The organism is Poriferisphaera corsica (assembly GCF_007747445.1).
In the GTDB taxonomy this organism is placed as follows: domain Bacteria; phylum Planctomycetota; class Phycisphaerae; order Phycisphaerales; family Phycisphaeraceae; genus Poriferisphaera; species Poriferisphaera corsica.
This window is the reverse complement of sequence record NZ_CP036425.1, coordinates 3,110,148-3,131,927: the sequence shown is the minus strand read 5'-3', so window position 1 is coordinate 3,131,927 and position 21,780 is coordinate 3,110,148. Positions and strand designations below refer to the sequence as shown.

Genomic DNA, 21,780 nt, shown 5'->3' with positions numbered 1-21,780 from the left:
ATTAAGCGGGTATGGTTTGAGGGTTGTGAGATTGAGGGAGGGATGATTAGTTTTGGGGGATTGGGACGAAGCCGCCGGTGACGTCGCGGGCGGTGAAACGGTCTTTGGCGACGTCGTATTCCATTTCCTTGGCGGGTGGGATGGGATACTTGCCACCTTCGACGCGGACTTCTTCGCCTTCGTTTGAGGAGAGGAGGATGAGTTGATCTGCGCCGGTATATTGGAGGTCGTTTGAGTAGATGGTGTAGCCTGAGGATTGGAGTTTGACGTTGCCGTCGGCGCGGATGAGTTGGAGGTCGGGCTGTGGCGAGCCTTCATCGGACATCCATGAGCCGAGTCCACCTGCGTCGTTGAGCTTGGCATAGAGGCGGTTTGCGTCCATTTGGACGGTGTCTGAGCCGGAGGCGGGTTCGTGGATCATGAAGACTGAGCCGACCATGAGCATGTCATTGCGAGCGGCGTCGAGTGTGAGAGATTTTTGCCAGGTGAAGACGGTTTTGCCTTCGCCGGTGACCTGCATGCCCGCGATGGGGTTGGTTGCTGTGGATGTGGATTGGGGGGATGAGGGCGAGCGGGGTTGATAGTCTTCGATGAGGATGTTGCCGGGGCCGATGATGTTGATGCGTTCGTTTTGGCCGTTGAATGAGATATCGCGGTTACCGGCGAGGGTGAAGCGGAATTGTGTGGTTCGTTTGTTGGCGTTGTTGAGGCCGAAGGTTGTGGCGGTGAATTTGGTGGATGGGCCGGTGGCTCGTGCGAACTGAATTTTGTTGTTGCCGACGACGTTGTTGAGTGGTGTGTCGGTGTTGGTTGAGGATTCTTTGGCTTGATCTAATACAGTATTAGATGTGTTGTTTTTGGTGCTGAATTTGACGTTGAGGGTGTCGGTTTTGAGTTCGACGACATCTTCTTTGCGTTGGTTGTTGGCTGGGTTAGTGGGTGTGAGGGAGGCTTGTTTGGTGTCAGAGATGAGGAGGACGTTGCCGTCGAAGTCGGCTTGACCGGTGGCAAGGTTTGCGGTCATGGATTTGTTCCATGTGATGGAGGTGAGTGTGTCTTTATCGGGATTGGATTGGGTTTGTTGCATGGAACCCTTGCCGGGGATGAAGACGTTGTTGGTGAGGTTTCGCCAAATGATTTGGTTTTCGCCGGTGATGGTGGCGTCGTTGTGGTTGATGACGGCGAGGTTTTGGGTTGTGCCGGCGATGATGAGTTCTTGAGTTTCGCCGGTGATGACGAGGCGTTCGCCGAAGGCTTTCATGTCTTGGTCTTTGATGTGGACTTTGACGTTGTGCTCGGCAACAAGTTTCTGGACGGCTTGGAATTGACGTGAGAAGTTGAGTGTGGCGAGGTCGAGTGTTTCGTCTTGTTTTTCAGGTGTTTGAGGTTTTTCGGCTGTTTTATATTCTTCGAGAATTTCTTCTGGAGATTTGGGGAAGGTGACGATTGGGGGTTCGTCTGCTTGGGGTTGTTCGGGTGTGGGTTGGGTTTCTGGTTGAGGGTTGGTGTCGGCTTCGTCTAACTTTGTATTAGATGTGAGTTGAATATCGTCGAGGTTGTCGGGGTTGAGGGTGAGGTCGAGGAGGCCGGCTTCGAGGGTGAGCTGAGGTGCGTCGGTTTTGACGTTGTCTTGCGCGAAGATTCGTGAGGGGACGGTATTGCCTTCGGCGTTTTGTGTGAGAGAGATATCGAGTTTATCAGCATCGATGTTGATGTTTTGGTTGTTGTTGCGTGCGGAAAGTGAGACGGCAGTGTTGCCGGTGAGGGAGAGCGGGTTTTGGCGAGAGCCTTGTTTTTGTGAGAGTTTGATGGTGAGATTATCGGTAGCTTTGATGTCTAGATCACGAGATGTGATGACGGGGGAGCCGTGGAAGGTTGCGGTTTTGACGGCGTCGATGAGATCGATTTCGCCAAGGTTGATGTTGTTGGGGTCGCGGTCTTGAGCTTTGTCTTTGAGGTAGAAGGCGAGGTCGAGGCGGTCTTGCCAGGTGATGGTTGTGCCGTTGATGTTGGCATCTTCGGATTCGGCGGCGATGCGTCCGGGGCCGGTGATGAAGCCGGAGGCTTTGGCTTGATCGATCTGGAATTTTTGAGCGGAGATTTTGCCGTCTTTGGAGATAACCGTGAGTGGGTGAGCGGTGGTGCCTGTGGCTGCGAGGCGTGAGGTTGAGCGGAGATAAGAGACGTCGGAGGCTGTGACGGACTCGCCTTTGGCGGTGATGATTTTGACGGGGTTGATGCCGGAGCCGCGCAGGGTCATGAGGACGTCGCGGTCGTCGGCGAGGTCGGCTGGTGGGACGACTTGTGGCTCCATGACAAGGCGACCGGTCCAGTAGATGTTGATATCTTTGGCGGGATCGGGGACGAAGATGGGGGCGTCGGGTGATGGGGTGGGGGTGGTTGTGTTGTCTGCGGCGGGCGTCTCAGGTTCAGTGGCAGGGGTGGATTTGGTGGGTTGTGAGGGAGTGGTATCGTCTTTACTGGAAGATTTGTTATCGAGAGCGGCGAGTGAGAAGAGGAGTTCGAGGATTTCTGCATTGATACGGGTTTGTGTGTTGTCAGTGGAGATGGCGATGTCGTCTTCGAATCGCGTGCGGTAGAACTGTGGTGCTTTGGGAGTGCGAGCGGATGAAGGGGTTGGCGGTGTGGGCTCGGGGTTGGTGGGGCGATCTTGTTGATGGTTTAAAGTGGTGTTGAGGTGAGTGACGGGTTGGAGCGTGTATTGGGGTTTCGGCGGCGCTTCGGGTTTGATGGAGAGTGATTTGCCTTTGAAGATTTCGAGTTTTTCGAGGCGGTTTTTGATGTCGGAGAATCGGATTTCGAGTCCTTCGCCTTTGAAGAGGACTTGCGGGCCTTCGACGGTGATGGCGCGGGTGGATGTGGCTTCGAGGAGTTGCTCGTTGTAGTCGATATTTTCGAGTGTGAGGCGGATTTGGACATCACGATTGGAGTTGAAGTCGATGGAGGCGCCTTCGGGGACTTCGTAGACGGTGATGATGACGTTGCCACGGAGTTGGGCTTCGCGGAGTTGTGTGCGTTGTGGTGCGAGGATTCGGCCTTGGTCGGCGGTGACGACGACGATCTGGTTGGCGGGTGCGATGTTAGGGTTGGTATTGATGCGGATGACGGGTTTGATGAGTTCGAGCCAACCTTCGTCTTGTGGGTTGACGCGATCCCAGCCGAAGCCAATGATGCGGTCAGGCTCAATGATGGTGAGTTTGACGTTGGAGAGGTTGGGGAATTGCTGGCCGAGCTCGTCGACATTGGCGACGACATCTTCGGGGTTGAACTCGGGGATGCGGATGTCTTCGATGGGGATATTGTTGTCGGTGGGGGAGGGGGTGTTGGCGCGCGGAGATGTGGTGACATCGACAAGTAGGGCGATGGCGAGGATGATGCCGCTGATGAGGAGGGCGGCTCCGACGAAGATAACGCGTTTGTACATGATGTTATTGTTCTGTCTGGGGGTGGAAAGTTCAAGTTTGGATTTTTATGGGGCGTATTTGGGAGAAAGTTGGTATTGGGTGAGGAAATTGTTGGTGGAGATGCTGAAATTGGTCGAGTGATGTATTATCCAGTGTAGAAATCCGCGATTAGGCGGGTTGAATGGGGTTATGGGTGGGTTTATTTGAGTTGGAAGGGGATTGTCAGCTGGGTATCCGTAGAACAGTTTTAAAGAGGAAGAGGTCATTTCGATGATTGGGAATATTTTCAAGGCGTATGACGTGAGAGCGACGTATCCGGAGCCTTTGAACGAGGAGGCTGCGTGGTGTGTCGGGTATGGGACGGGTGAGTACCTGAAGAAGAATAATGGTGGTGAGACGGGTTTGGTGTTGGTGAGCCGTGATATGCGGCCGCACTCGCCGGGGCTGTGCAAGGCGATGAGTGAGGGGATCAGAGCGACGGGAATGGATGTGGTGGATCTTGGGATGTGTGATACATCGTTCATGTATTTTGCTGTGCCTTACTTGAAGGCGGTGGGCGGAGTGCAGACGACGGCGAGCCACAATCCGATCAACTACAACGGGTTTAAGATCTCGAAGGACGGGGCGAGGCCTGTGGGTGCGGATACGGGTTTGAAGGAAATTGAAGCGATCGCGAAGGCGTTTGAAGGTGAGAAGCCTGAACCGACGGGGTCGTTTGAAGTGAAGGATCTTTGGGCGGAGTACCGGAAGCACATTCAGAAATTCTTGGTGCCGTTGACGAAGCCGATGAAGGTGTTTGTGGACGGGTCGAATGGTATGGCTGGGAAGCTGGTGCCTGAAGCGTTCTTTGATGTTGAGAATCTCGAGATCAGCGATGTTTACTTTGAGATGGGCAATGGCTTTGTGCATGAGCCGAACCCGCTTGTGGCGGAGAACATGATTCCGACGCAGGAAGGTGTGAAGAAGATTGGTGCTGTGGCGGGTGCATGCTTCGATGGCGATGCGGACCGCTGCATGGTGGTGGATGAGACGGGTGAGGTTGTGGGTTGCGATCACATGACCGCGATGCTGGCTGAGTATTACTTTGCGAAAGACAATCCGGGGACGACGATTGTTTATGACTTGCGAAGCTCGAAGGTTGTGGAAGAAACAATTGCACGTCTTGGAATGAAGGCAAAGAAAAGCAAGGTGGGACATGTGAATATGAAGGCGGCGCTGCGTGAGACAGAAGGCGCGTTTGGCGGCGAGCTGTCGGGCCACTTCTACTTCCGTGATAATAACTATGCAGACTCGGGTGCGATTACGTTTGCATGCGTGTTGAGTGTGCTTGAGCAGACGGGTAAGAAGCTGAGCGAATTGGTTGAGCCATACCGCAAGTATCCACAATCAGGTGAGATCAACTTTGAGGTTGAAGATAAAGTTGGTGTGATGAACTTGCTGAAGGATAAGTATGCTTCAGTGGCGACAGTCGAAGAGCTGGACGGCGTGTCGATTGATGCGTTTGATGGTGAAGGTTGGTGGTTTAATGTGAGAGCGTCGAATACTGAGCCGCTGTTGCGTTTGAATGCTGAGGCGAAAGATAAGGTGACTTTGGACAAGTTGTTGAAGGAACTTGAGCCGCATTTGGGTACGCCTGCTGAAGGGCATTAATTTGTCAAGTGCTAGTGCTAGATGTTAGTGCTAGAAAAGCCGCAAGCGAAAATTGAAGATTAAGATGAAGCCGATGACCTTTGGATTGTCGGCTTTTTTTATGGGCTAGAGTGCGCGATTATTAGGCAATGCTTAAAGATTAGGCAGGAGGTAGGTGGATTTTGGATTACAGAGTGAAAATGGTCGAATGGGGGTGGGGGAGGTGTGTGGGTTTGAGGTATGATTGTGAGTTATTACGGGGTGTGGGATGTGTGTTGCATACACCCCATGGCCGGCGGTCGTGGGCTTGAGTGTTCGTGAGTATGTATTATCTAATCGAAGGATAGATCTATGACGCCGATACAGGTATTGCATCTGATTAAGACGAAAAAGATTGAGTATGTTGATTGCCGATTTATGGACTTTCCGGGGTTGTGGCAGCATGTGATGTATCCGGCGAAGGATCTGGTGCAGGAATCGTTTGTAGAGGGGTTTGGATTTGATGGGTCGGCGGTACGGGGTTGGGAAGCAATTAATGAGGAAGACAAGATTATCGTGCCGGTGAGTGATACGGCGCAGATCGATCCGTTTATGAAAGCGAAGACGCTGGCGATGATCTGTGATGTAAAAGATCCGGTGACGAAGAAGCGGTTTTCGAGGGATCCGCGATCGGTTGCGCGGAAGGCGGAGGCGTATCTGCGTGATAGTGAGGTGGCGGATGAAGCGCGGTTCGGGCCGGAGCTTGAGTTCTTTGTATTTGATCGAGTGCGGTTCGACCAGGGGATTAACTATGGGATCTATGAGGTGGATAGTGTGGAGGGGATTTGGAATCGGGGGAAAGATGATGACGGGAATAAGGGGTATCAGGTGCGACAGCGTGAAGGATATTTCCCGTGTGCGCCGATTGATACGCTGATAGATATGCGGTGTGAGATGGTGAGTATGCTGAGTGAAGCGGGGATTAAGGTGATGGAGCATCATCATGAGGTGGCAACGGGTGGTCAGGCGGAGATTGATCTTGGGGCGATGGGGTTGACGGACATGGCGGATGCGATCATGTTTGCGAAGCATTACATCAAGAATATAGCGGCAAAGCATGGAAAGACGGCAACGTTTATGCCGAAGCCACTCTTTGGTGATAACGGATCGGGGATGCACACACATTTGTCGTTATGGAAGGGCGGGGAGAATCTGATGAACGGGCATCATTATGGCGGGTTATCGAAGCTCGGGGTGTGGGCGATTGGTGGGATTTTAAAACATACGAATTCGTTGTGCGCGTTTACGAATCCGACAACGAATTCGTATAAGCGTTTGGTGCCGGGGTTTGAGGCGCCGGTGAATGTGACGTATTCGTCTCGTAACCGAACGGCTACGATCCGTATCCCACAGTATTCGAATGATCCTCTGAGAAAGCGGTTAGAGTTCCGTTGCCCAGACTCGTCATGTAATCCGTATTTGGCGTTTGCAGCGACAACAATGGCGATGATTGATGGGATTAAGAATCAGATTGAGCCTGGTGAGCCGATGGACAAACCGATGGAGACGTTGTTGCCGGAGGAACAGATGTTGATTGATCAGGTGCCGCGAGATCTATCCGATGCATTGACCGCATTAGAGGAGGATCATGCGTACTTGCTTCAGGGGAATGTGTTTACCGAGGATGTGATTCGGTATTGGATTAAATACAAGCGGGAGATGGAGATTGGTGCGCTAAGTACACGGCCACACCCGTATGAATTTTGTATGTATTTTGATAACTAACGTGTTGGCTGATGGTGTTGATTTTGTTTTTGATTTATTTTAGTGGGCTTGGCTTGCGTTGATAGACGCGAACATAATCGATAATAAATTGTTGAGGCAGGTTGCTGTTGTCGACGGGGCCACCCCAGTTGCCACCGATGGCGAGATTGATGAGTAAGAAGTGCGGCTTGCGGAATGGGTTGTCTTGGCCTGTTTCAATGTCATCGAGTTTGATGGTGTGATAGGGTTTGCCATCGAAGAAGAATTGCATGGATTGAGGGGACCATTCGAGTGCGTAGGTATGAAAACCGTGTTCAAGGTTTTCGGCATTGAGTGAGAACTTCGGGCCTGATTTGTGTTGTTTGTTTTTTTTGTCGAAGTAGTGGATGGTTGTGTGGGCGATACCTGGTTCTTTACCGGCGTATTCGAGGATGTCGATTTCGCCACATTTGGGCCAGGGCTGTTTGTCTTTGTATTGGGAGATGCCTTTAGTCCAGATGGCGGGCCACATTCCATTTCCAGTTGGAAGTTTGGCGCGTACTTCGATGCGTCCGTAGTGAATTTCATGTTTGCCACGCGTGGTGAGACTTGCCGAAGTGTGCGTGATTAATTTGCGTGAGCGTCGCCAATCGCTGGGTTTGGCGTTGGGTGAATATTTGGGGTTTCTGTGTTCTTCTTGGTGTACTTGGATGATGAGCTTGCCGTCTTCGACGCGTGCATTTTTTTTGCGTGCTTGTGTGTAGTATTGGGTCTCGTGGTTTCGGACGAAGCCTTCTTCATAATTCCAGTTTCTGGGGTTGGGTAGGCCTTGGTAATCGAACTCATCAGACCAATCGAGTTGCCAAGTTTGATCGGCGGCGGTGGCAGTTGAGACCAATAAGATCAGTGTGCTGAAAATTGCGAACAGGCGAAGTTGCATTTTGGGTATCCGTGATTTTAAGAGAGTGTTTGAGTATTTACATTAACGTTTTGAAGCGGATTTGCAACGAGATTCAGGGTTCGGAATGTTATATAAAAAAGGCAGCTAAATTAGCTGCCTTTGAAAAATTTAATTGTTGATTTTATTTATGCGACGTCCGCGGGTTGCTCGGAGTCTTCGCCCATGACACGGGGGACATAGGTGTCGTCAGTGAGGGTGATGCCCTCGGCTGTTTTGATGTTTGGTTGTGGGTTGTCGGCGACGTGCTTGGCCCATTTTTCTTCCATGTCTTTGACTTGGTCTTCGGTGAGGTCTGAGAGTTTGCCGCGGCCACGACATTTGGGGAATGCGGAACAGGAGAGCCAAAAGCCTCGCTTGGAGTCGCGGACGTTGAGTTGTTCGCCGCACTTGGGACATTCAACTTCGATGAGCATCGGCGGGGTTTTAGGGAGGACGACGGCGTGAGTTTTTGGGTCGATCTTGAGGATGAATTTCACTTCGGGGTAGTTTGATGAAGCGAGGAACGGGCCGAAGCGGCCTTTACGCTTGATCATGGGCTTGTCGTCGATGGGGCAGAGGATGTCGGTCTGTTCGGGCTGTTGTGGTTTGCCTTCACGGTCGACGGGAGCTGCGTATTTGCAGTCGGGGTAGCGGGAGCATGAGAGGAAGCGTCCGTTTTTGCCGAAGCGGTAGACGGTGTCTGCGCCGCAGGTTTCGCATTTGTATGGTGCGGGTTCCTGGACGGCTTTTGCGTGTTGGAGGGTTTCGTGTGCGGTTTCGAGTTTGGTTTTGAATGGGCCATAGAAGTCGGCGAGCATCTGCTTCCAGTCGTGATGCTCGGTTTCGATCTTGTCGAGTTCGGCTTCCATCTGGCGTGTGTAGGGGACGTCCATGATGACGGGGAAAGCTTCGGCGAGCATGTCAGTGACGACCATGCCGAGGTCGGTGGCCATGAGACGCTTGTCGCGTGGGGTGAGTGTTTCGACGTACTTTCGGTCCTGAATTGTGCCGATGATTGCGGCGTAGGTTGAGGGGCGGCCGATGCCTTCTTCTTCGAGTTTTTTCTGGAGTGAGGCTTCGGTGTAGCGTGGAGGGGGTGAGGTGAAGTGCTGTGTGGGGTTGAGGTGCATGGGCCCGACGGGCTGATTTTCGGTGAGTGGTGGGAAGATGATGTCGTCGCCGAAGTAGCCTGAGACGCGGTAGAAGCCGTCGAAGACGATGTTGCGTCCGGTGGCTTTGAACTTGGCTTTGCCGACGGATGTGTCAGCGGCAATGACGACGGTTGTGGAGTCGGATTGAGCGTGAGCCATCTGGCAGGCTACAAAGCGTCGCCAGATGAGGTCGTAGAGCTTGAATTGCTCGTCGCTAAGGCGTGAGCGGATGGATTCCGGTGTGATTGATGGGTCGGTGGGTCGGATGGCTTCGTGGGCTTCCTGCGCGGATTTGTTGGAGGAAGCATAGAAGTTGGGTTTATCTGGGAGATAGTCGGGCCCGTATTGCTGTTCAATGAAACTGCGGACGGAGTTGAGTGCCTGGCCGGAGATGTGGGTTGAGTCGGTACGCATGTAGGTGATGAGGCCGGTCTGGCCGCGAGCGCCCTTGAGGTCGATACCTTCGTAGAGTTGCTGCGCGACACGCATGGTGCGTTTGAGTGTGAAGCCGATGCGTGTGGAGGCTTGCTGCTGCATGGTTGAGGTGATGAATGGGGCAGGGGGGCGCGACTTTGAGCGTTTAGTGGTGATGGAGTCTATCTTGTAGATAGGTGCATCTTCGGCGACGTGGCCGAGATACTTGCATGTGTTTTGAGCGGGGCCTTTAGCCTTTTCGTCGAGATCTTCGATGGTTTGATCGAGTGCGAAGCCGAGTGCTTGTGCGATGCTGAGAGCATTTGTGCGGTTGTCGGGTTGGAATTTGGCTCCGGCGAGTTCAAAGAGTTCGGCTTTGAGGGCTTTGTTTTCGGAAAGCCAAGCGATTTGTTCTTTGATTGTGCGTTGGCCGACATTGTTGCCGAAGGTGTTGGGCTTGATGGGTGCGGTGTCGAGGAATTCCTGCCAAGCTTTGGCGAGCGGTGAGGCTTGGGTGGGGTCAGTGGCGAAGAGGCCAGTGATTTTCCAGTATTCATCAGGGGTGAATGCGTCGATTTCACGTTCACGTTCGACGACGAGACGTGTGGCGACAGACTGGACGCGTCCTGCGGAGAGGCCGCCTGCGACCTTTTTCCAAAGCAGTGGAGAGACTTGGTAGCCAACGATACGGTCAAGGATGCGTCGGGCTTGCTGTGCGTTAACGCGGTCGTCCTCGATGGCACGAGGATGGGCGAATGCGTTATCGATTTCAGACTTGGTGATGGCGTTGAAGACAACGCGTTTTGCGTTGTTAGGGTTGACGTCGAGTGCGTGAGCGAGGTGCCAGGCGATGGCTTCCCCCTCACGGTCGAGGTCGGTCGCGAACCAGACGTCGCGTGCTTGCTTGGCGGCTTTGGTGAGGCCTTTGACGGTATCCTTTTTGTCAGGAAGGATGTCGTATGAAGGTTCGAAGTTGTTTTCGAGGTCGACCCCGGGAACCGGGTTTTTGATGCCCTTGGGGTTACGCATGGGAAGGTCACGGACGTGACCGACGGAAGCCATGACGACGTAGTCGGGGCCGAGGTATTTGTTGATGGTCTTGGCTTTTGTGGGGGATTCGACGATCACGAGCTGCTTATCGGTGGCATCTGGGACAGCGTAGCGGGAGCGTCTTGCGGTTGAAGCCTTCTTCTTAGTTGCCTTCTTTTTAGAGGCTTTCTTTTTAGTTGCTTTTTTCTTTGCCATGTCTATCCGTATGTCGGGCGATGCCCGGTTGTTGCTCTTATATAGATAATCCAACCTGAATGACTGCCGTGTGAGCGGATGCGTTGCCGTGTGGATGGCTGAACGTATCCTATGACAGTTCGATCGGGCGATATCTTCAGGTCGGTGGCGGGGTGTTGTCAAGTCCCATGTCTAAGTGCTGAAACGGTGGGGCGTTATGAAAAGGGTAGGAATTGACCCTGATAAGGGGGTATGGTTTGGTTTTTGTTCGGATATGCTTAAGGTGAGGTGAAAAAGTTGGCATGTGCTAGAAAAGACAGGGTTTTAGGTGGTGCAGAGGTAGGGCGGTTGGCGTGGTTTTGTGGACGTGTGGAGGGGTATATATAGATAGTCATAAAAAGTGGGTGAATTTTTTTTGAATGTGTTGGAGATGGATAGCATTTTGGGGAGGTGAATGTGTAAAACGTGACGGCGAGGGCTAGATGGATTTGAGGATATTGAGTGTTGCGGAGAGGCGATCATCGTCGGATTTATCGTGTGCGGGGATCCAGTGCACGTTGCGGTAACGGCGGAGCCATGTGCGTTGTTGCTTGGCAAAGCGCCGGGTGAGGATTTTGGTGCGTTCGAAGGATTCTGTCAGGGAGAGATTGCGGTTGAGATAGTCGAGGACTTGCTTGTAGCCGAGAGCTTCGCGGGCTTGTTTGCCGAGGAGGTTGGCTGATTCGAGGCGGCGTGTTTCGTCTACGAGGGATTCACCATTGAGGCAGACTTCGCGGGCGAGTTCTGAATCGACTTTTTCAGGATAGAACATAGCTTTAACGCGGAGATTAATGCGTGAATTGATGGGATCGACGGGCCATTCGAGGCCGATGAGGATGGGGTTGTGCCGGTAGGGCTTTAGTTTTTCAGCATCCCATTGTTTTTGCCAATCAGAGATGGGGCGGCCTGTGAGGTGATGGACTTCGAGAGCTCGAATGATGCGTTTGCGGTCGTTGGGGAAAATGCGTGAAACAGCTTCAGGATCGACTTTAGAAAGGCGGGTGTGTAGGTCGTGTTCGTGGATGTCGCTGAGTGAGGTGCGGAAGTCCGGATCTTCGCCGGGCCCTTCGAACATGCCTTGGAGGAGTGCATTGAGGTAGAGATTTGTGCCGCCGACGATGATGGGGCGTTTGTTTTCGGATTTGAGTCGCGTGAGGTGGGATTCGGTCTGTGTGAGCCAATGGGAGACGGTGTATCGATCGGTGGGTTCGACAACGTCGATCATTTGGTGTGGGGCGCGTGTGCGTTGATCGAGGTTGGGTTTGGCGGTGCCTGCGTCCATGTAGCGATAGATCTGCATGGAATCAGCAGAAATGACTTCGCCAGATTCTGGGAGTGATTCACAGAGACGAACGGCGAGTTCGCTTTTACCTCCGGCTGTTGGGCCGAGGATAATGATGGGGCGGAGGTTGTCGGAGGAAGGATCCATTCCAAAAGATTGTATGGTTTTGTGTTGAATATTACACCTTTGAAAGGCTAATCAGCGATTAGTCAGGACGTTGTGGTGATGTTGTGGAGGCTGTTCTGAGGTGGAGATGGGAGGGGGTGAGGCTTTGCTAGGTTGAAGGGGGGATGCTACCATATTTTCCCAGAGAAGCCGATTTTTTAAGGACAATCTGGACTTTTGACAGGCGAAATTGTGGTGTGATTTCGTGAGATCGCCTGTTCATACTTGAGTATAAAGTGCCTGTGTAGGATCCGTGATCGCGGCTGTTGCGTGTGCGAAGATGGATCTGTAACACGAAGAATCATCGATGAATAAGGACTAAGAACGATGTCAAAAATAGACCCGTTTGGTGCGGCTGCTGCGATAGATACGCCGCTTGGTGAACGTGCGATGTATAAGTTGGATGCATTGCGTGGTTTGGGCGAGATTGATCGGTTGCCATATTCGATCAAGGTGCTGCTTGAGGCATGTCTGCGAAATCTGGACAACTATGTTGTGACAGAGGAGCATGTGAAGGCACTGGCGGGTTATGACGCGAAGAATGTTGGTGAGGTAGAGATTCCGTTTAAGCCGGGGCGTGTTGTGCTGCAGGACTTTACGGGTGTGCCGGCGGTTGTTGACCTTGCGGCGATGCGTGCAGCGATTGTCCGTATGACGGGTAATGAGAGTGACGCAAAGAAGGTGAATCCACTTGTGCCATGTGATTTGGTGATTGACCACTCGGTGCAGGTTGATGCGTTTGCGAGTGAAGTGGCGTTGACGATCAACTCTGAGAAAGAGTTTGAACGTAATAACGAGCGATATCAATTTTTGAAGTGGGGGCAGCAGGCATTTGATAACTTCCGAGTTGTGCCGCCTGCAACGGGGATTATTCACCAGGTGAATCTTGAGTATTTGGCAAAAGGTGTTTGGGAATCTAATCAGACGTTGTATCCAGATTCTTTGGTGGGTACTGATTCGCATACGACAATGATTAACGGCCTTGGTGTTGTTGGCTGGGGTGTTGGCGGTATTGAAGCGGAAGCAGTGATGCTTGGCCAGCCGATTTATATGCTTATACCTGAGGTTGTTGGGTTTAGATTGACCGGTAAGTTGGCGGATGGTGTAACGGCGACCGATTTGGTGCTGCGTATTACGGAGATGTTGCGAGAGCATGGGGTTGTTGGGAAGTTTGTTGAGTTCTTTGGGCCAGGGCTTGCGGAGATGCCGCTTGCGAATCGCGCGACGATTGCAAACATGGCGCCAGAGTACGGTGCGACAATGGGCTTCTTCCCAATCGACGAGCAGACAACAAAATATATGGAATTGTCAGGGCGTGATAAGGATTTGATTACGACCGTTGAACAGTACTGTAAGGCTCAGGGATTGTGGCGAGATGAGTCACATGACATTGTATATACGGATGTGCTAGAGCTTGATATGAGTCGGGTGGTGCCCGCTCTGTCTGGGCCGAAGCGTCCGCAAGATCGTATTGAGTTGCAAGCCATGCAGTCGCAGTGGCAGCAAGATCTGTCGGTAACTTTCGGTAAGCCCAGTGCGGCTAAGCAGTCGACAGCATCAGAGATGGAGGCTGAAGGCGGCGTTACGCTAGCCACTGATTCGAATGGTGGAAGTGCTGGCGTTGATGTCGAATATAACAATGAGACGTTTAAGCTAAAGCATGGTGCGGTGACAATCGCAGCCATCACGTCTTGTACGAATACATCGAATCCTGAAGTGATGTTGGCGGCAGGTTTAGTTGCTCGTAAAGCAAACGCGTTGGGTCTCAAAGCGAAGCCATGGGTGAAGACATCGTTGGCACCGGGGTCGAAGGTTGTGACCGAGTATTATAAACAAGCGAATTTGGTGAGTGACTTAGAAGCACTAGGTTTCCATACGGTAGGCTATGGCTGTACGACTTGCATTGGTAATTCAGGCCCATTGCCTAAACCTATCAGTAAGGCGATCAACGAAAATGATCTTGTAGTGGCTTCGGTGTTATCGGGGAACCGTAACTTTGAAGGACGGATTTCGCCTGATATTAAAGCAAATTATTTAGCATCACCACCATTGGTCGTAGCTTATGCGATCGCAGGTACAGTAGATATTGATTTGCAGAATGAGCCGATTACACAGGATCATAATGGCAATAACGTGTACTTGAAGGATATTTGGCCATCAACTGCTGAAGTACAGGCATTGGTTGAGTCGAGTGTAACTCGTGAACAATTCGAGACGCAGTATGCAGATGTGTTTAAGGGTTCGGAAGAATGGCAAGCGGTGGAATCCACGACGGGTGACTTGTATGGTTGGGATGAGAAATCGACGTATGTACAAGAACCGCCGTTCTTTGTCGGATTGACATCAGATGTAAAGCCGATCGAAAAGATCAGCGGAGCACGTGTTTTGGCGAAGCTTGCTGATTCTGTGACCACTGACCATATCTCACCTGCGGGTGCGATTAAGAGCGGTACGCCAGCGGCTCAATATCTTGATGAGAATGGTGTGCCTAAGTCAATGTATAACTCGTATGGTTCACGTCGTGGTAATGACCGTGTGATGACACGTGGCACATTCGCGAATATCCGAGTGAAAAATCAGCTTGCTCCGGGTACAGAAGGTGGCTATACAACCGATTTTACTCGATATGATAATGTTGTAGAAAAACCTGAAGATGCGTCATTTATTTATGATGCTGTTCAGAACTACAAAGCATCTAATATGCCATTAGTCGTGCTAGCTGGTGTTGACTATGGGATGGGATCTTCACGAGATTGGGCAGCCAAGGGCACGTTCCTTCTCAACGTTAAGGCTGTGATTGCCAAGTCATTTGAGCGTATTCACCGTTCAAATCTCGTTGGTATGGGTGTGTTGCCGCTCTGTTTTAAGGATGGGCAATCACATGAATCACTCGGACTTGATGGTACTGAAAGCTTTGATTTCGAGATTGATGACAGTCTGCAACCTCGCCAAGATGTGAAGGTTATTGCGAGCAAAGCTGATGGTTCTAAGATTGAATTTGTGACGACTTGTCGTATTGATACGCCGGTTGAGGTTGATTATTATCGTAATGGCGGCATCTTGCACACCGTTTTACGGAATATGGCAAAGAGCTAAGTAAAATAACGAGAATATTATCAAGCCCCGCATTTGCAGGGCTTTTTCTATGCCTATTCTTCATCAGGGTCATCGGCAAGCATTTGGAGATATTCAATAAGGCCGCTAGCACGTATGTGTGGCGCTAGGCCGTTGTTGAGTGAAATGACATCATGGATTTTATCGACAGGGAGACCTAGACGGTCAGCTTCTTTGAGAATGACGTCGCTGTTTTGCGTTTTAATGATGCAATTGATAAATCGATATAAATCCTGCTTCGTTGCATGGTGTTTCATGTGTTCTTTTAATAGCAATGCGCCTGCACATAGATTTAAGCGATGCTTTTCGGGACATACTTCATATGGGCTCATTGGAAGTTGCCCTTGTAGCTGTATTTGTTTAATGGTTCGTTCTATCGTCCGATTCCATTCGTTACAATTTATTGCAACCATATTGCTTGACCTTCTGTCTTATGGAAGTTGACTGATAATGAAACTCTGTTTTTATTCAGAACGATTGCTGATGCTGAACACTTATTTAATGCACTGATGAATTGATCGGCAATGGCTAGATATGCGATAGCATATACGTATAAATACTTGTTTTTGTGAGAATGTCATGTTGAAACTACATGTTCTTGCTCATCATGTCACGGTTAATACCTTGAGCGACTTTTGTCGGTTGCTTGATATTATTATTTATGAGGTACTTAAAAGCATCATTATTAATCGTTGTTTTAGGCGTGTTTGCATCTTGTTCTGATAAGTCACTTGTGCCGGGTAATGATCCATATTATTCCGACCCGGATGAGTCGCAAGAGGCGCAAAAATTGGATGAAGAAGAGCAATATGTAGACACGACACCCACATTAAACGAAGAAGAATCTGGTGATAATAATTTAGAATATACGATGCCGTCGCCTAATCAGTATGATGAGTGAACTAAAAAAAGCCGCATGTATTGCGGCTTTTTTTAGAGTAGATATATCCTTTATGCCGCTAATTTTCGGTAATCAGACTGACTGTCATCGCCGTATTTATGGCTTACGAGTTTCAGCTGCATTTCGCTGATCCGTTGACGATCTGCGTCGAGCGTTGCGGCCATGTCTTCTTGAGCTTTACGCATGATTTTAAGTGTCTGCCATTCCTTATCTAGTTCTTTACGGATTTGGCGTAGTTCTTTCCGGTCTTCCTCAAGCTCCATACGTTTATTCGTGACCATTTGTTTTTCATGCTCGTGTTCTTCACGATCATCACGCATTTTGTCCATGTCTTCTTTGAGCCGGCTACGTGCATGTTGAACTTTCTTGTGATGCTTTCGAAGTTCTTCACTGTGTTCTTTTAATCGATTATCGCGATCGTCAAGCGCACTTTCACGTTCACCCAATTCAGCCATTTTTTCTTTAATTTGCCCATCGGCTTGTGCATGCCATGAACGAAGCTGCTCACAGCGGTGCTGCAGATCATTGAATAGATCTGATGCCGATAAACTCGGCATCCCCACCTCAGGGACTTTCTTGTCAGTCTGACTCATCATTAAAGTCCTTGTTATTAAGAACCCCCATAACAGAATTTTACATCGGCTCTGGTTTGATTGATCTTGATGCAATACGCACCTTACATGAGTTATACGGCGCATCTCGATAGGCAAGCAGATCGCTCGTTGAATCTATCTGAAGAAATAGAAAATCGCTGAAGTTGCATGGTATTGTGTCCGAATAACATCTTAGCTATCTAGATAGGGTGTGATTCAATGACTCGATGTTTATCATGTAGAAAAACGCGTCTAACGCATGGAGCGGTCGGGCTGGCTAAAGCTTCGTTGGGCATTGGCCACGCTTCAATTGGTGCGAAGCGGCAGCGGTTGGAAATCTGTAATCGATGTGAAGATGCTATGCCATGCCGTGGTGGAACAAATGTGTGTAAGTGCAGGTTGTGTGGATGTTGGCTGAAACCTAAGGTGGCGTTGTTGAAAGAAGCATGTCCACGCAAACGTTGGTAATTCAAAACTTTACGTTCGATGTATTAGCATTCATTGATGTGTGACCTGATGTATATAGGTGTATATCAGTGTTGTTGTTTTATGGAGGCTGAGTAGAATCGCCCTCCATGTAGATTGATCCACCCACGCCTGCTGGTGAAGTTTACAAAGCATGTGGACCTCTTTGCGAGTCTGTTTGGTTGATGCGAATCGCCTGTCGCTGCAATGAGGGGGTTCCCAATAAATCAAATAATTATGTGTTGCGCTATCCTTGCAATATGCAAAGGTGAAGCTATTTATGTCGTGTGAATTCTCGACCACGTCATGATGTTGCTATCACTCGATTCTTGTACTGTCACTGGATCATGCGATAAAGAAAATGACACGAACAGGGTGCGACGGTGAATCAGCAAATCAATATCGGCACTAGTAATCCAAGATCATTTAAAGATCATAAACAACTTGCACGATTGGATCTTTGTAAAATTAGCCAAACTCAGCAAGCGCATGAAAAAACGCCCAAGTCAGAGCAAGAGCGTTTTAAACAATCGTATATTGAGTGTATACGCCAGGACATTCTCGAGGGGTGTTATGAAAATGAACGGAAGTTGTCTATTGCGATTGATCGACTGATTGCAGATTTGCAGTAGTAGGTGGGTAGAGATACATCAGAATTTTGTCGATACGTTTTGCCCATGCAGGTTCGTTGTGTAGGCCATTTTCTGCGATAAAGAGCTTAAATTGATCGTTTTCACGAAGATTACTATTTCTAAAAATCTGAGCTACTTCTTCGGCTAGCGGTACGGTGCATACACCACCACCGCCAGTATCACCTTCTAATGTGCCCATATCGATCCAATTTCTCATTTTTTGCCAATGTGGTAGATATGTTTTTTTGTACTCCGAAAAGTCCCGGATGATCTGATTATTATCCCAGCCAAGTGCGGGCGAGACCGAGCCGATCCGAGTAAAGGTATCTGGGTATGCAGTGCCTAGATAGAGTGAGATCAGGCCGCCGAGTGATGAGCCTGCCGTTCCAGTATATTGAGCTTCTGGCTTGGTGCGGTAGGTTTTATCAATAAATGGTTTCAGTTCTGTGATTAAGAACTTTGCGTATGCATCACCTTTCCCTCCCGCGCCGTAGCGTTCCCAGTAAGTTGGCGTGTATTCATCCGATCTCATCGCTGAGTTATCAATCCCTACCACAATGATTGGTTCCATTTTCTTTGCTTTTACCAATTCGACCAGATTTTCATCGACTTCCCATTCGTTGCCGAATGCGCTAGTGCGTTGATCAAATAAGTTTTGCCCATCGTGCATATATAAGACGGGATAATGTGCATCCTTATTTTGTTCATAATTTGGTGGTAAGTAAACGCGCACCGTTCTTGATAGTTCAAGGTATTCAGATTTAACATCTTTATGGATGATAAGCTCGCCAACGACTGTACTTGGTTTGTCGGATTGAGCGAGTGCGAATTCATCAGCCCATGCCTCTACACTGATGTTGATTGTTGTATTGTCATGAATGATGGCTGAACGATTGGCGATTTCTTCGCCGTTACTATTTTTTTCCACGTTTGCCCAGCCGCCGCGTCTCACCTTAAACTCCATTTTGCCAGTAGCCGCAGTGGTAATGGATCCACGATATAGGCCGTCCACATCTTGCTGAAGTTCTAAGCCGGAATTCCACATCCCCAGTTCCTCAAGGCTCCCGGAGATATCAATGGCAGCACCTTTGGGAGTAGATTCAGGAACACGTACAACAAAACGAATCGTGTTGGTAGGAGTAAGATTCACGTCTTCTGCTTTCAAACTCGTGGTACCGATTAATAGAGCTAAGACGAGCCCGGAAATAATGGTAAAACGGTTAAATAGATTTTTGGTCATGCATATAAAAGTATCTCAACTTAGCTTGTAAAACAAGGCCAATCAATCGCTTAAGGAGTGTAATTTTAATGAAATAAGCAGTTAAAAGTATTGCGACTATTGTGATAAATGACGTGATATGAAGTGGATACAATAAAACACGGCGAGTTGCAGAATGCAAACTCGCCGCGCTTCCGGGGGTGGGTTGAGTACCTTTTATATGCATATTCCATGCCAGAATTCACGACCCTGCGTATAACACTGCAAATAGCTATAAATAAAAGATTTGCGTAATTTTGATCTCAGAATGAGCGATAAACTATCAAAATGAACCCAAATGACATATGGTTTTGATAGATGTAAATGCTTATTTAATGACTGATATGTATTGTCATGGCTATCGTTTCAGGCACGGTGGAGGATAGCTGGAAGAGAATTGCATGAGTAGCTGAGTCATCTCGTCAGGTGTTAAGACTGCATCAGAAAGGCCACTTTCTTCAACGCTTCGAGGCATGCCATAGACCGAGCAGCTCGCTTCATCCTGAGATGCAATCAGACCCCCCATCGATTTGATGGTTTCAGCACCAAGGGTCCCATCTTTCCCGATACCTGTCATAACGATGCCAAGAACCTTGCCATGATAGACCTCCGAGCAGGACCTAAGCAGCTCGTCAGCTGAAGGATAGTAGAACAGCCCATCTGGCTTTTTATTGACCTCAATGCGAGCAGAGCCGAGCTGTGAGCCTTTGCGGACACGGAGATGCTGACGTCCTTTACCAAGATAAACAGTGCCTGGGAACACAGGCATACCGTCTTCAGCTTCAACAACAGTTAATGGGCTAAGTAGGTCTAGTGACGCTGCAAGTGTTTTGCTGAATGTGGGCGGGATGTGCTGAGCAATAAAAATCGGAACCGAGAGATCCGCAGGCAATCCAACCAAGATTTGTCGAAGTATTTTCGGACCGCCGGTACTAATACCAATCGCGACAGCTTTCATGCTGGTGACATCAAGACATGGATTGTCATGCAAAACAGACAAACAATCACTCCTCAGAAGGGCAGTTGATACTGATGTTATCGGTTTGTGGTGATGAGGAATCCAGCCGCTTGCGATACAAGAAAAAGCCCACTTGTATGGGCTTTTATCCGAGAAATCTCAGAGATATCTGGGCATCACTGATTTTCAGTGATTATTGCTCATTATGCAGCCATGCTTTGATTCAGCACTTCTTTGGCTTGTATGCCACGGCGCATCGAATCAAGCAGATAATGTACACTGCTTAATGCAGGTTCGAATTTGCCGCCGATAGATTCTTTATGAAGATCTGCAGCACGTTCAACAAGCGTATCAATCTGCGGATAAACAGCTTCACGGCTTTGTTTCAATACCCGGCGTGCATGCTCAAGTTCCGCTAACAACGCATCAACATCTTTCTGCTTTACCACGATTCATACTCCGTATTCACGCTTGAAGTTGTACTTATCAACCGAATCCGTGCTTATCGGTTGCTGCTAAATAACTTCTCGGCAATATCGAGGGGCAACTTCCAACTTTCTTGCAAAGACCAATAATTGCTTACCATATCTACATCTAATACCACGAAATCCTCTATTTTGCCCATCCTTACATTCGCAAACTTTCATAACCCCTACAAACCTTTCTAGATTCCTGCCAGTTACACATTTACCGCGATTTCACCACATCGCATCTTGATTATCGCCCCCACTCTGCTTCAATACACATACTGATCGATTAACGAATGGAGATGTATGGTTCACGACAACGACATCAAGGATCTGCAAACGCAATTGGAAGAGCTCCGTTCCATGCAACTCGCGGGCACACTTTCTGAACGTCGCGTTTGGACAGTTATGCAGCGAGCCTCAACGTTGTTGGACGAGGCGCAAGGATCACCTCTTCAAGAGTGTATTGAAGTGATTTTCCATCTTCTTTCATCGATCTGGTCGAACACCCGCAATAAAGCGAGGCTCGCTGATCTTAAACAAGCGCTTTAATGTGATAAATTCATATCTCAACTCTGATCGTGCTATCATTACCCCATGCTCGATCTGAAACTGAATCTAAAAACACCCGGTTTGTTCGTGACTGCAACGGATACAGCAGTTGGTAAAACCATCGTGAGTTGTGCAATTGCCCATGCACTTCTCAGTCAATCCCCTCAAGATCGTATCGCAGCATTCAAGCCACTTGCTTCTGAATGTGATCTCATTGACGGTGAATATGTGAATCCTGATACAGCGGCTCTGCATCATTTCACCAACAAACGCCATCCACTGACAACAATCAACCCTGTTCGATTCGTACCACCGCTCGCACCCGGTGTGGCTTCTGCTGAAGCCAATGAACCGGTCAATTGGAACGCGGTGCGTGATGCTATCCAGTTGATAGACCAAGATTCAGATAAGATTATTGTCGAGGGGGCAGGGGGGTTACTTGTTCCGTTAGATGGAGAGAACCCTCATATCACGGTGTTAGATCTTGCCGCGGCAATGGGCTACCCAGTATTGATAGTGACGCGTGCAACGCTAGGCACACTCAACCATACGTCCATGACCATACGTTTACTGCAAGAACGCGGCTTAAAAGTTGCTGGTATAGTCATGAACCACTACCAAGGTGGATTTACCGCAGATGATCCGTCTATCGCATTAAACCGTGCGTGGCTAGAAAAAATGAATGGTATTCCGATCATTACTGAAATGCCCGCGGCAGCACCTGAATTAGTAACACCAAATCTTGGGCGTATCGATTCGAAAATTTTAGATCATGCCGCATCGATTAACTGGTCGACATACTTCGCAGCATCTAAGCCTTTGGTTTAAATCTATCAAAAACATGAATAT

At 49.3% G+C, this 21,780-nt stretch carries 16 protein-coding genes; 7 read left to right on the top strand and 9 right to left on the bottom strand.

The annotated features are described in order from the left end of the window. Positions 1–46: 46 nt before the first annotated feature. Positions 47–3,445 carry a hypothetical protein gene (locus tag KS4_RS12845; RefSeq protein WP_145078784.1) on the bottom strand — a complete coding sequence of 1,133 codons (3,399 nt, stop codon included), beginning with the start codon at positions 3,443–3,445 and terminating at the stop codon, positions 47–49. A gap of 250 nt (positions 3,446–3,695) precedes the next feature. Between KS4_RS12845 and KS4_RS12840 the strand changes: the two genes are divergently transcribed. Continuing rightward, positions 3,696–5,075: a phosphomannomutase/phosphoglucomutase gene (locus tag KS4_RS12840; RefSeq protein WP_145078781.1), complete on the top strand. Its 1,380-nt coding sequence runs from the start codon at positions 3,696–3,698 to the stop codon at positions 5,073–5,075. 330 nt (positions 5,076–5,405) lie between these two features. Further along, a complete protein-coding gene (gene glnA, locus KS4_RS12835; RefSeq protein ID WP_145078778.1) occupies positions 5,406–6,818 on the top strand; it encodes a type I glutamate--ammonia ligase in 1,413 nt (470 codons plus the stop codon). Positions 6,819–6,852: 34 nt separating this feature from the next. Here the strand turns inward: glnA and KS4_RS12830 are convergent, their stop codons facing one another. From KS4_RS12830 to miaA, 3 genes are all read right to left on the bottom strand, one after another. Continuing rightward, positions 6,853–7,716 (bottom strand): glycoside hydrolase family 16 protein, encoded by an 864-nt coding sequence (locus KS4_RS12830; RefSeq protein WP_145078776.1) that lies wholly within the window; start codon positions 7,714–7,716, stop codon positions 6,853–6,855. A gap of 146 nt (positions 7,717–7,862) precedes the next feature. Beyond that, positions 7,863–10,526 (bottom strand): type I DNA topoisomerase, encoded by a 2,664-nt coding sequence (gene topA / locus KS4_RS12825; protein ID WP_145078773.1) that lies wholly within the window; start codon positions 10,524–10,526, stop codon positions 7,863–7,865. A 457-nt stretch (positions 10,527–10,983) separates the two neighbouring features. After that, positions 10,984–11,973 (bottom strand): tRNA (adenosine(37)-N6)-dimethylallyltransferase MiaA, encoded by a 990-nt coding sequence (gene miaA / locus KS4_RS12820; RefSeq protein WP_145078769.1) that lies wholly within the window; start codon positions 11,971–11,973, stop codon positions 10,984–10,986. A gap of 345 nt (positions 11,974–12,318) precedes the next feature. On the opposite strand from miaA, the gene acnA reads away from it, so the two are divergent. Further along, positions 12,319–15,087, top strand: a complete 2,769-nt coding sequence (acnA, locus tag KS4_RS12815) for an aconitate hydratase AcnA (RefSeq protein WP_145078766.1) — start codon at positions 12,319–12,321, stop codon at positions 15,085–15,087. A gap of 53 nt (positions 15,088–15,140) precedes the next feature. Here acnA and KS4_RS12810 read toward each other — a convergent pair whose 3' ends face one another. Then, positions 15,141–15,362 carry a hypothetical protein gene (locus tag KS4_RS12810; protein WP_145078763.1) on the bottom strand — a complete coding sequence of 74 codons (222 nt, stop codon included), beginning with the start codon at positions 15,360–15,362 and terminating at the stop codon, positions 15,141–15,143. 404 nt (positions 15,363–15,766) lie between these two features. Here KS4_RS12810 and KS4_RS12805 point away from each other — a divergent pair, with 404 nt between their 5' ends. Then, positions 15,767–16,006 (top strand): hypothetical protein, encoded by a 240-nt coding sequence (locus KS4_RS12805; RefSeq protein WP_145078760.1) that lies wholly within the window; start codon positions 15,767–15,769, stop codon positions 16,004–16,006. Positions 16,007–16,056: 50 nt separating this feature from the next. On the opposite strand, the gene KS4_RS12800 is transcribed toward KS4_RS12805, so the two are convergent. After that, a complete protein-coding gene (locus KS4_RS12800) occupies positions 16,057–16,599 on the bottom strand; it encodes a hypothetical protein (protein WP_145078757.1) in 543 nt (180 codons plus the stop codon). Positions 16,600–17,447: 848 nt separating this feature from the next. Here KS4_RS12800 and KS4_RS12795 point away from each other — a divergent pair. Next, entirely contained in the window at positions 17,448–17,696 is a 249-nt protein-coding gene (locus tag KS4_RS12795) for a hypothetical protein (protein WP_145078754.1), read from the top strand. Here KS4_RS12795 and KS4_RS12790 read toward each other — a convergent pair. The 3 genes from KS4_RS12790 to KS4_RS12780 all read right to left on the bottom strand — a co-directional run bounded on the left by KS4_RS12790 (position 17,659) and on the right by KS4_RS12780 (position 20,361). Further along, positions 17,659–18,936, bottom strand: a complete 1,278-nt coding sequence (locus KS4_RS12790; RefSeq protein ID WP_145078751.1) for an alpha/beta hydrolase-fold protein — start codon at positions 18,934–18,936, stop codon at positions 17,659–17,661. The two genes, KS4_RS12795 and KS4_RS12790, sit on opposite strands and share 38 nt — an antisense overlap. A 376-nt stretch (positions 18,937–19,312) precedes the next feature. Then, positions 19,313–19,954 (bottom strand): CheB methylesterase domain-containing protein, encoded by a 642-nt coding sequence (locus tag KS4_RS12785; RefSeq protein WP_145078748.1) that lies wholly within the window; start codon positions 19,952–19,954, stop codon positions 19,313–19,315. A gap of 161 nt (positions 19,955–20,115) precedes the next feature. Further along, positions 20,116–20,361, bottom strand: a complete 246-nt coding sequence (locus KS4_RS12780) for a hypothetical protein (protein ID WP_145078745.1) — start codon at positions 20,359–20,361, stop codon at positions 20,116–20,118. 324 nt (positions 20,362–20,685) lie between these two features. Here KS4_RS12780 and KS4_RS12775 point away from each other — a divergent pair, with 324 nt between their 5' ends. Together KS4_RS12775 and bioD are read left to right on the top strand one after the other, a co-directional pair. Further along, the gene (locus KS4_RS12775; RefSeq protein ID WP_145078742.1) at positions 20,686–20,931 is read left to right on the top strand and encodes a hypothetical protein; all 246 of its coding nucleotides are present in this window, start codon (positions 20,686–20,688) and stop codon (positions 20,929–20,931) included. A 45-nt stretch (positions 20,932–20,976) separates the two neighbouring features. Then, positions 20,977–21,759, top strand: a complete 783-nt coding sequence (bioD, locus tag KS4_RS12770) for a dethiobiotin synthase (protein WP_145078739.1) — start codon at positions 20,977–20,979, stop codon at positions 21,757–21,759. The last annotated feature ends 21 nt before the right edge of the window (positions 21,760–21,780 follow it).

Bases quoted from the DNA above. Each gene is read 5' to 3' on its own strand.
- glnA (WP_145078778.1), top strand. From the start codon at position 5,406: ATGACGCCGATACAGGTATTGCATCTGATTAAGACGAAAAAGATTGAG.
- acnA (WP_145078766.1), top strand. From the start codon at position 12,319: ATGTCAAAAATAGACCCGTTTGGTGCGGCTGCTGCGATAGATACGCCG.
- KS4_RS12845 (WP_145078784.1), bottom strand. From the start codon at position 3,445: ATGTACAAACGCGTTATCTTCGTCGGAGCCGCCCTCCTCATCAGCGGC.
- topA (WP_145078773.1), bottom strand. From the start codon at position 10,526: ATGGCAAAGAAAAAAGCAACTAAAAAGAAAGCCTCTAAAAAGAAGGCA.
- KS4_RS12840 (WP_145078781.1), top strand. From the start codon at position 3,696: ATGATTGGGAATATTTTCAAGGCGTATGACGTGAGAGCGACGTATCCG.
- KS4_RS12810 (WP_145078763.1), bottom strand. From the start codon at position 15,362: ATGAAACACCATGCAACGAAGCAGGATTTATATCGATTTATCAATTGC.
- KS4_RS12805 (WP_145078760.1), top strand. From the start codon at position 15,767: ATGAGGTACTTAAAAGCATCATTATTAATCGTTGTTTTAGGCGTGTTT.
- miaA (WP_145078769.1), bottom strand. From the start codon at position 11,973: ATGGATCCTTCCTCCGACAACCTCCGCCCCATCATTATCCTCGGCCCA.
- KS4_RS12830 (WP_145078776.1), bottom strand. From the start codon at position 7,716: ATGCAACTTCGCCTGTTCGCAATTTTCAGCACACTGATCTTATTGGTC.
- KS4_RS12790 (WP_145078751.1), bottom strand. From the start codon at position 18,936: ATGACCAAAAATCTATTTAACCGTTTTACCATTATTTCCGGGCTCGTC.
- KS4_RS12775 (WP_145078742.1), top strand. From the start codon at position 20,686: ATGGTTCACGACAACGACATCAAGGATCTGCAAACGCAATTGGAAGAG.
- bioD (WP_145078739.1), top strand. From the start codon at position 20,977: ATGCTCGATCTGAAACTGAATCTAAAAACACCCGGTTTGTTCGTGACT.
- KS4_RS12800 (WP_145078757.1), bottom strand. From the start codon at position 16,599: ATGAGTCAGACTGACAAGAAAGTCCCTGAGGTGGGGATGCCGAGTTTA.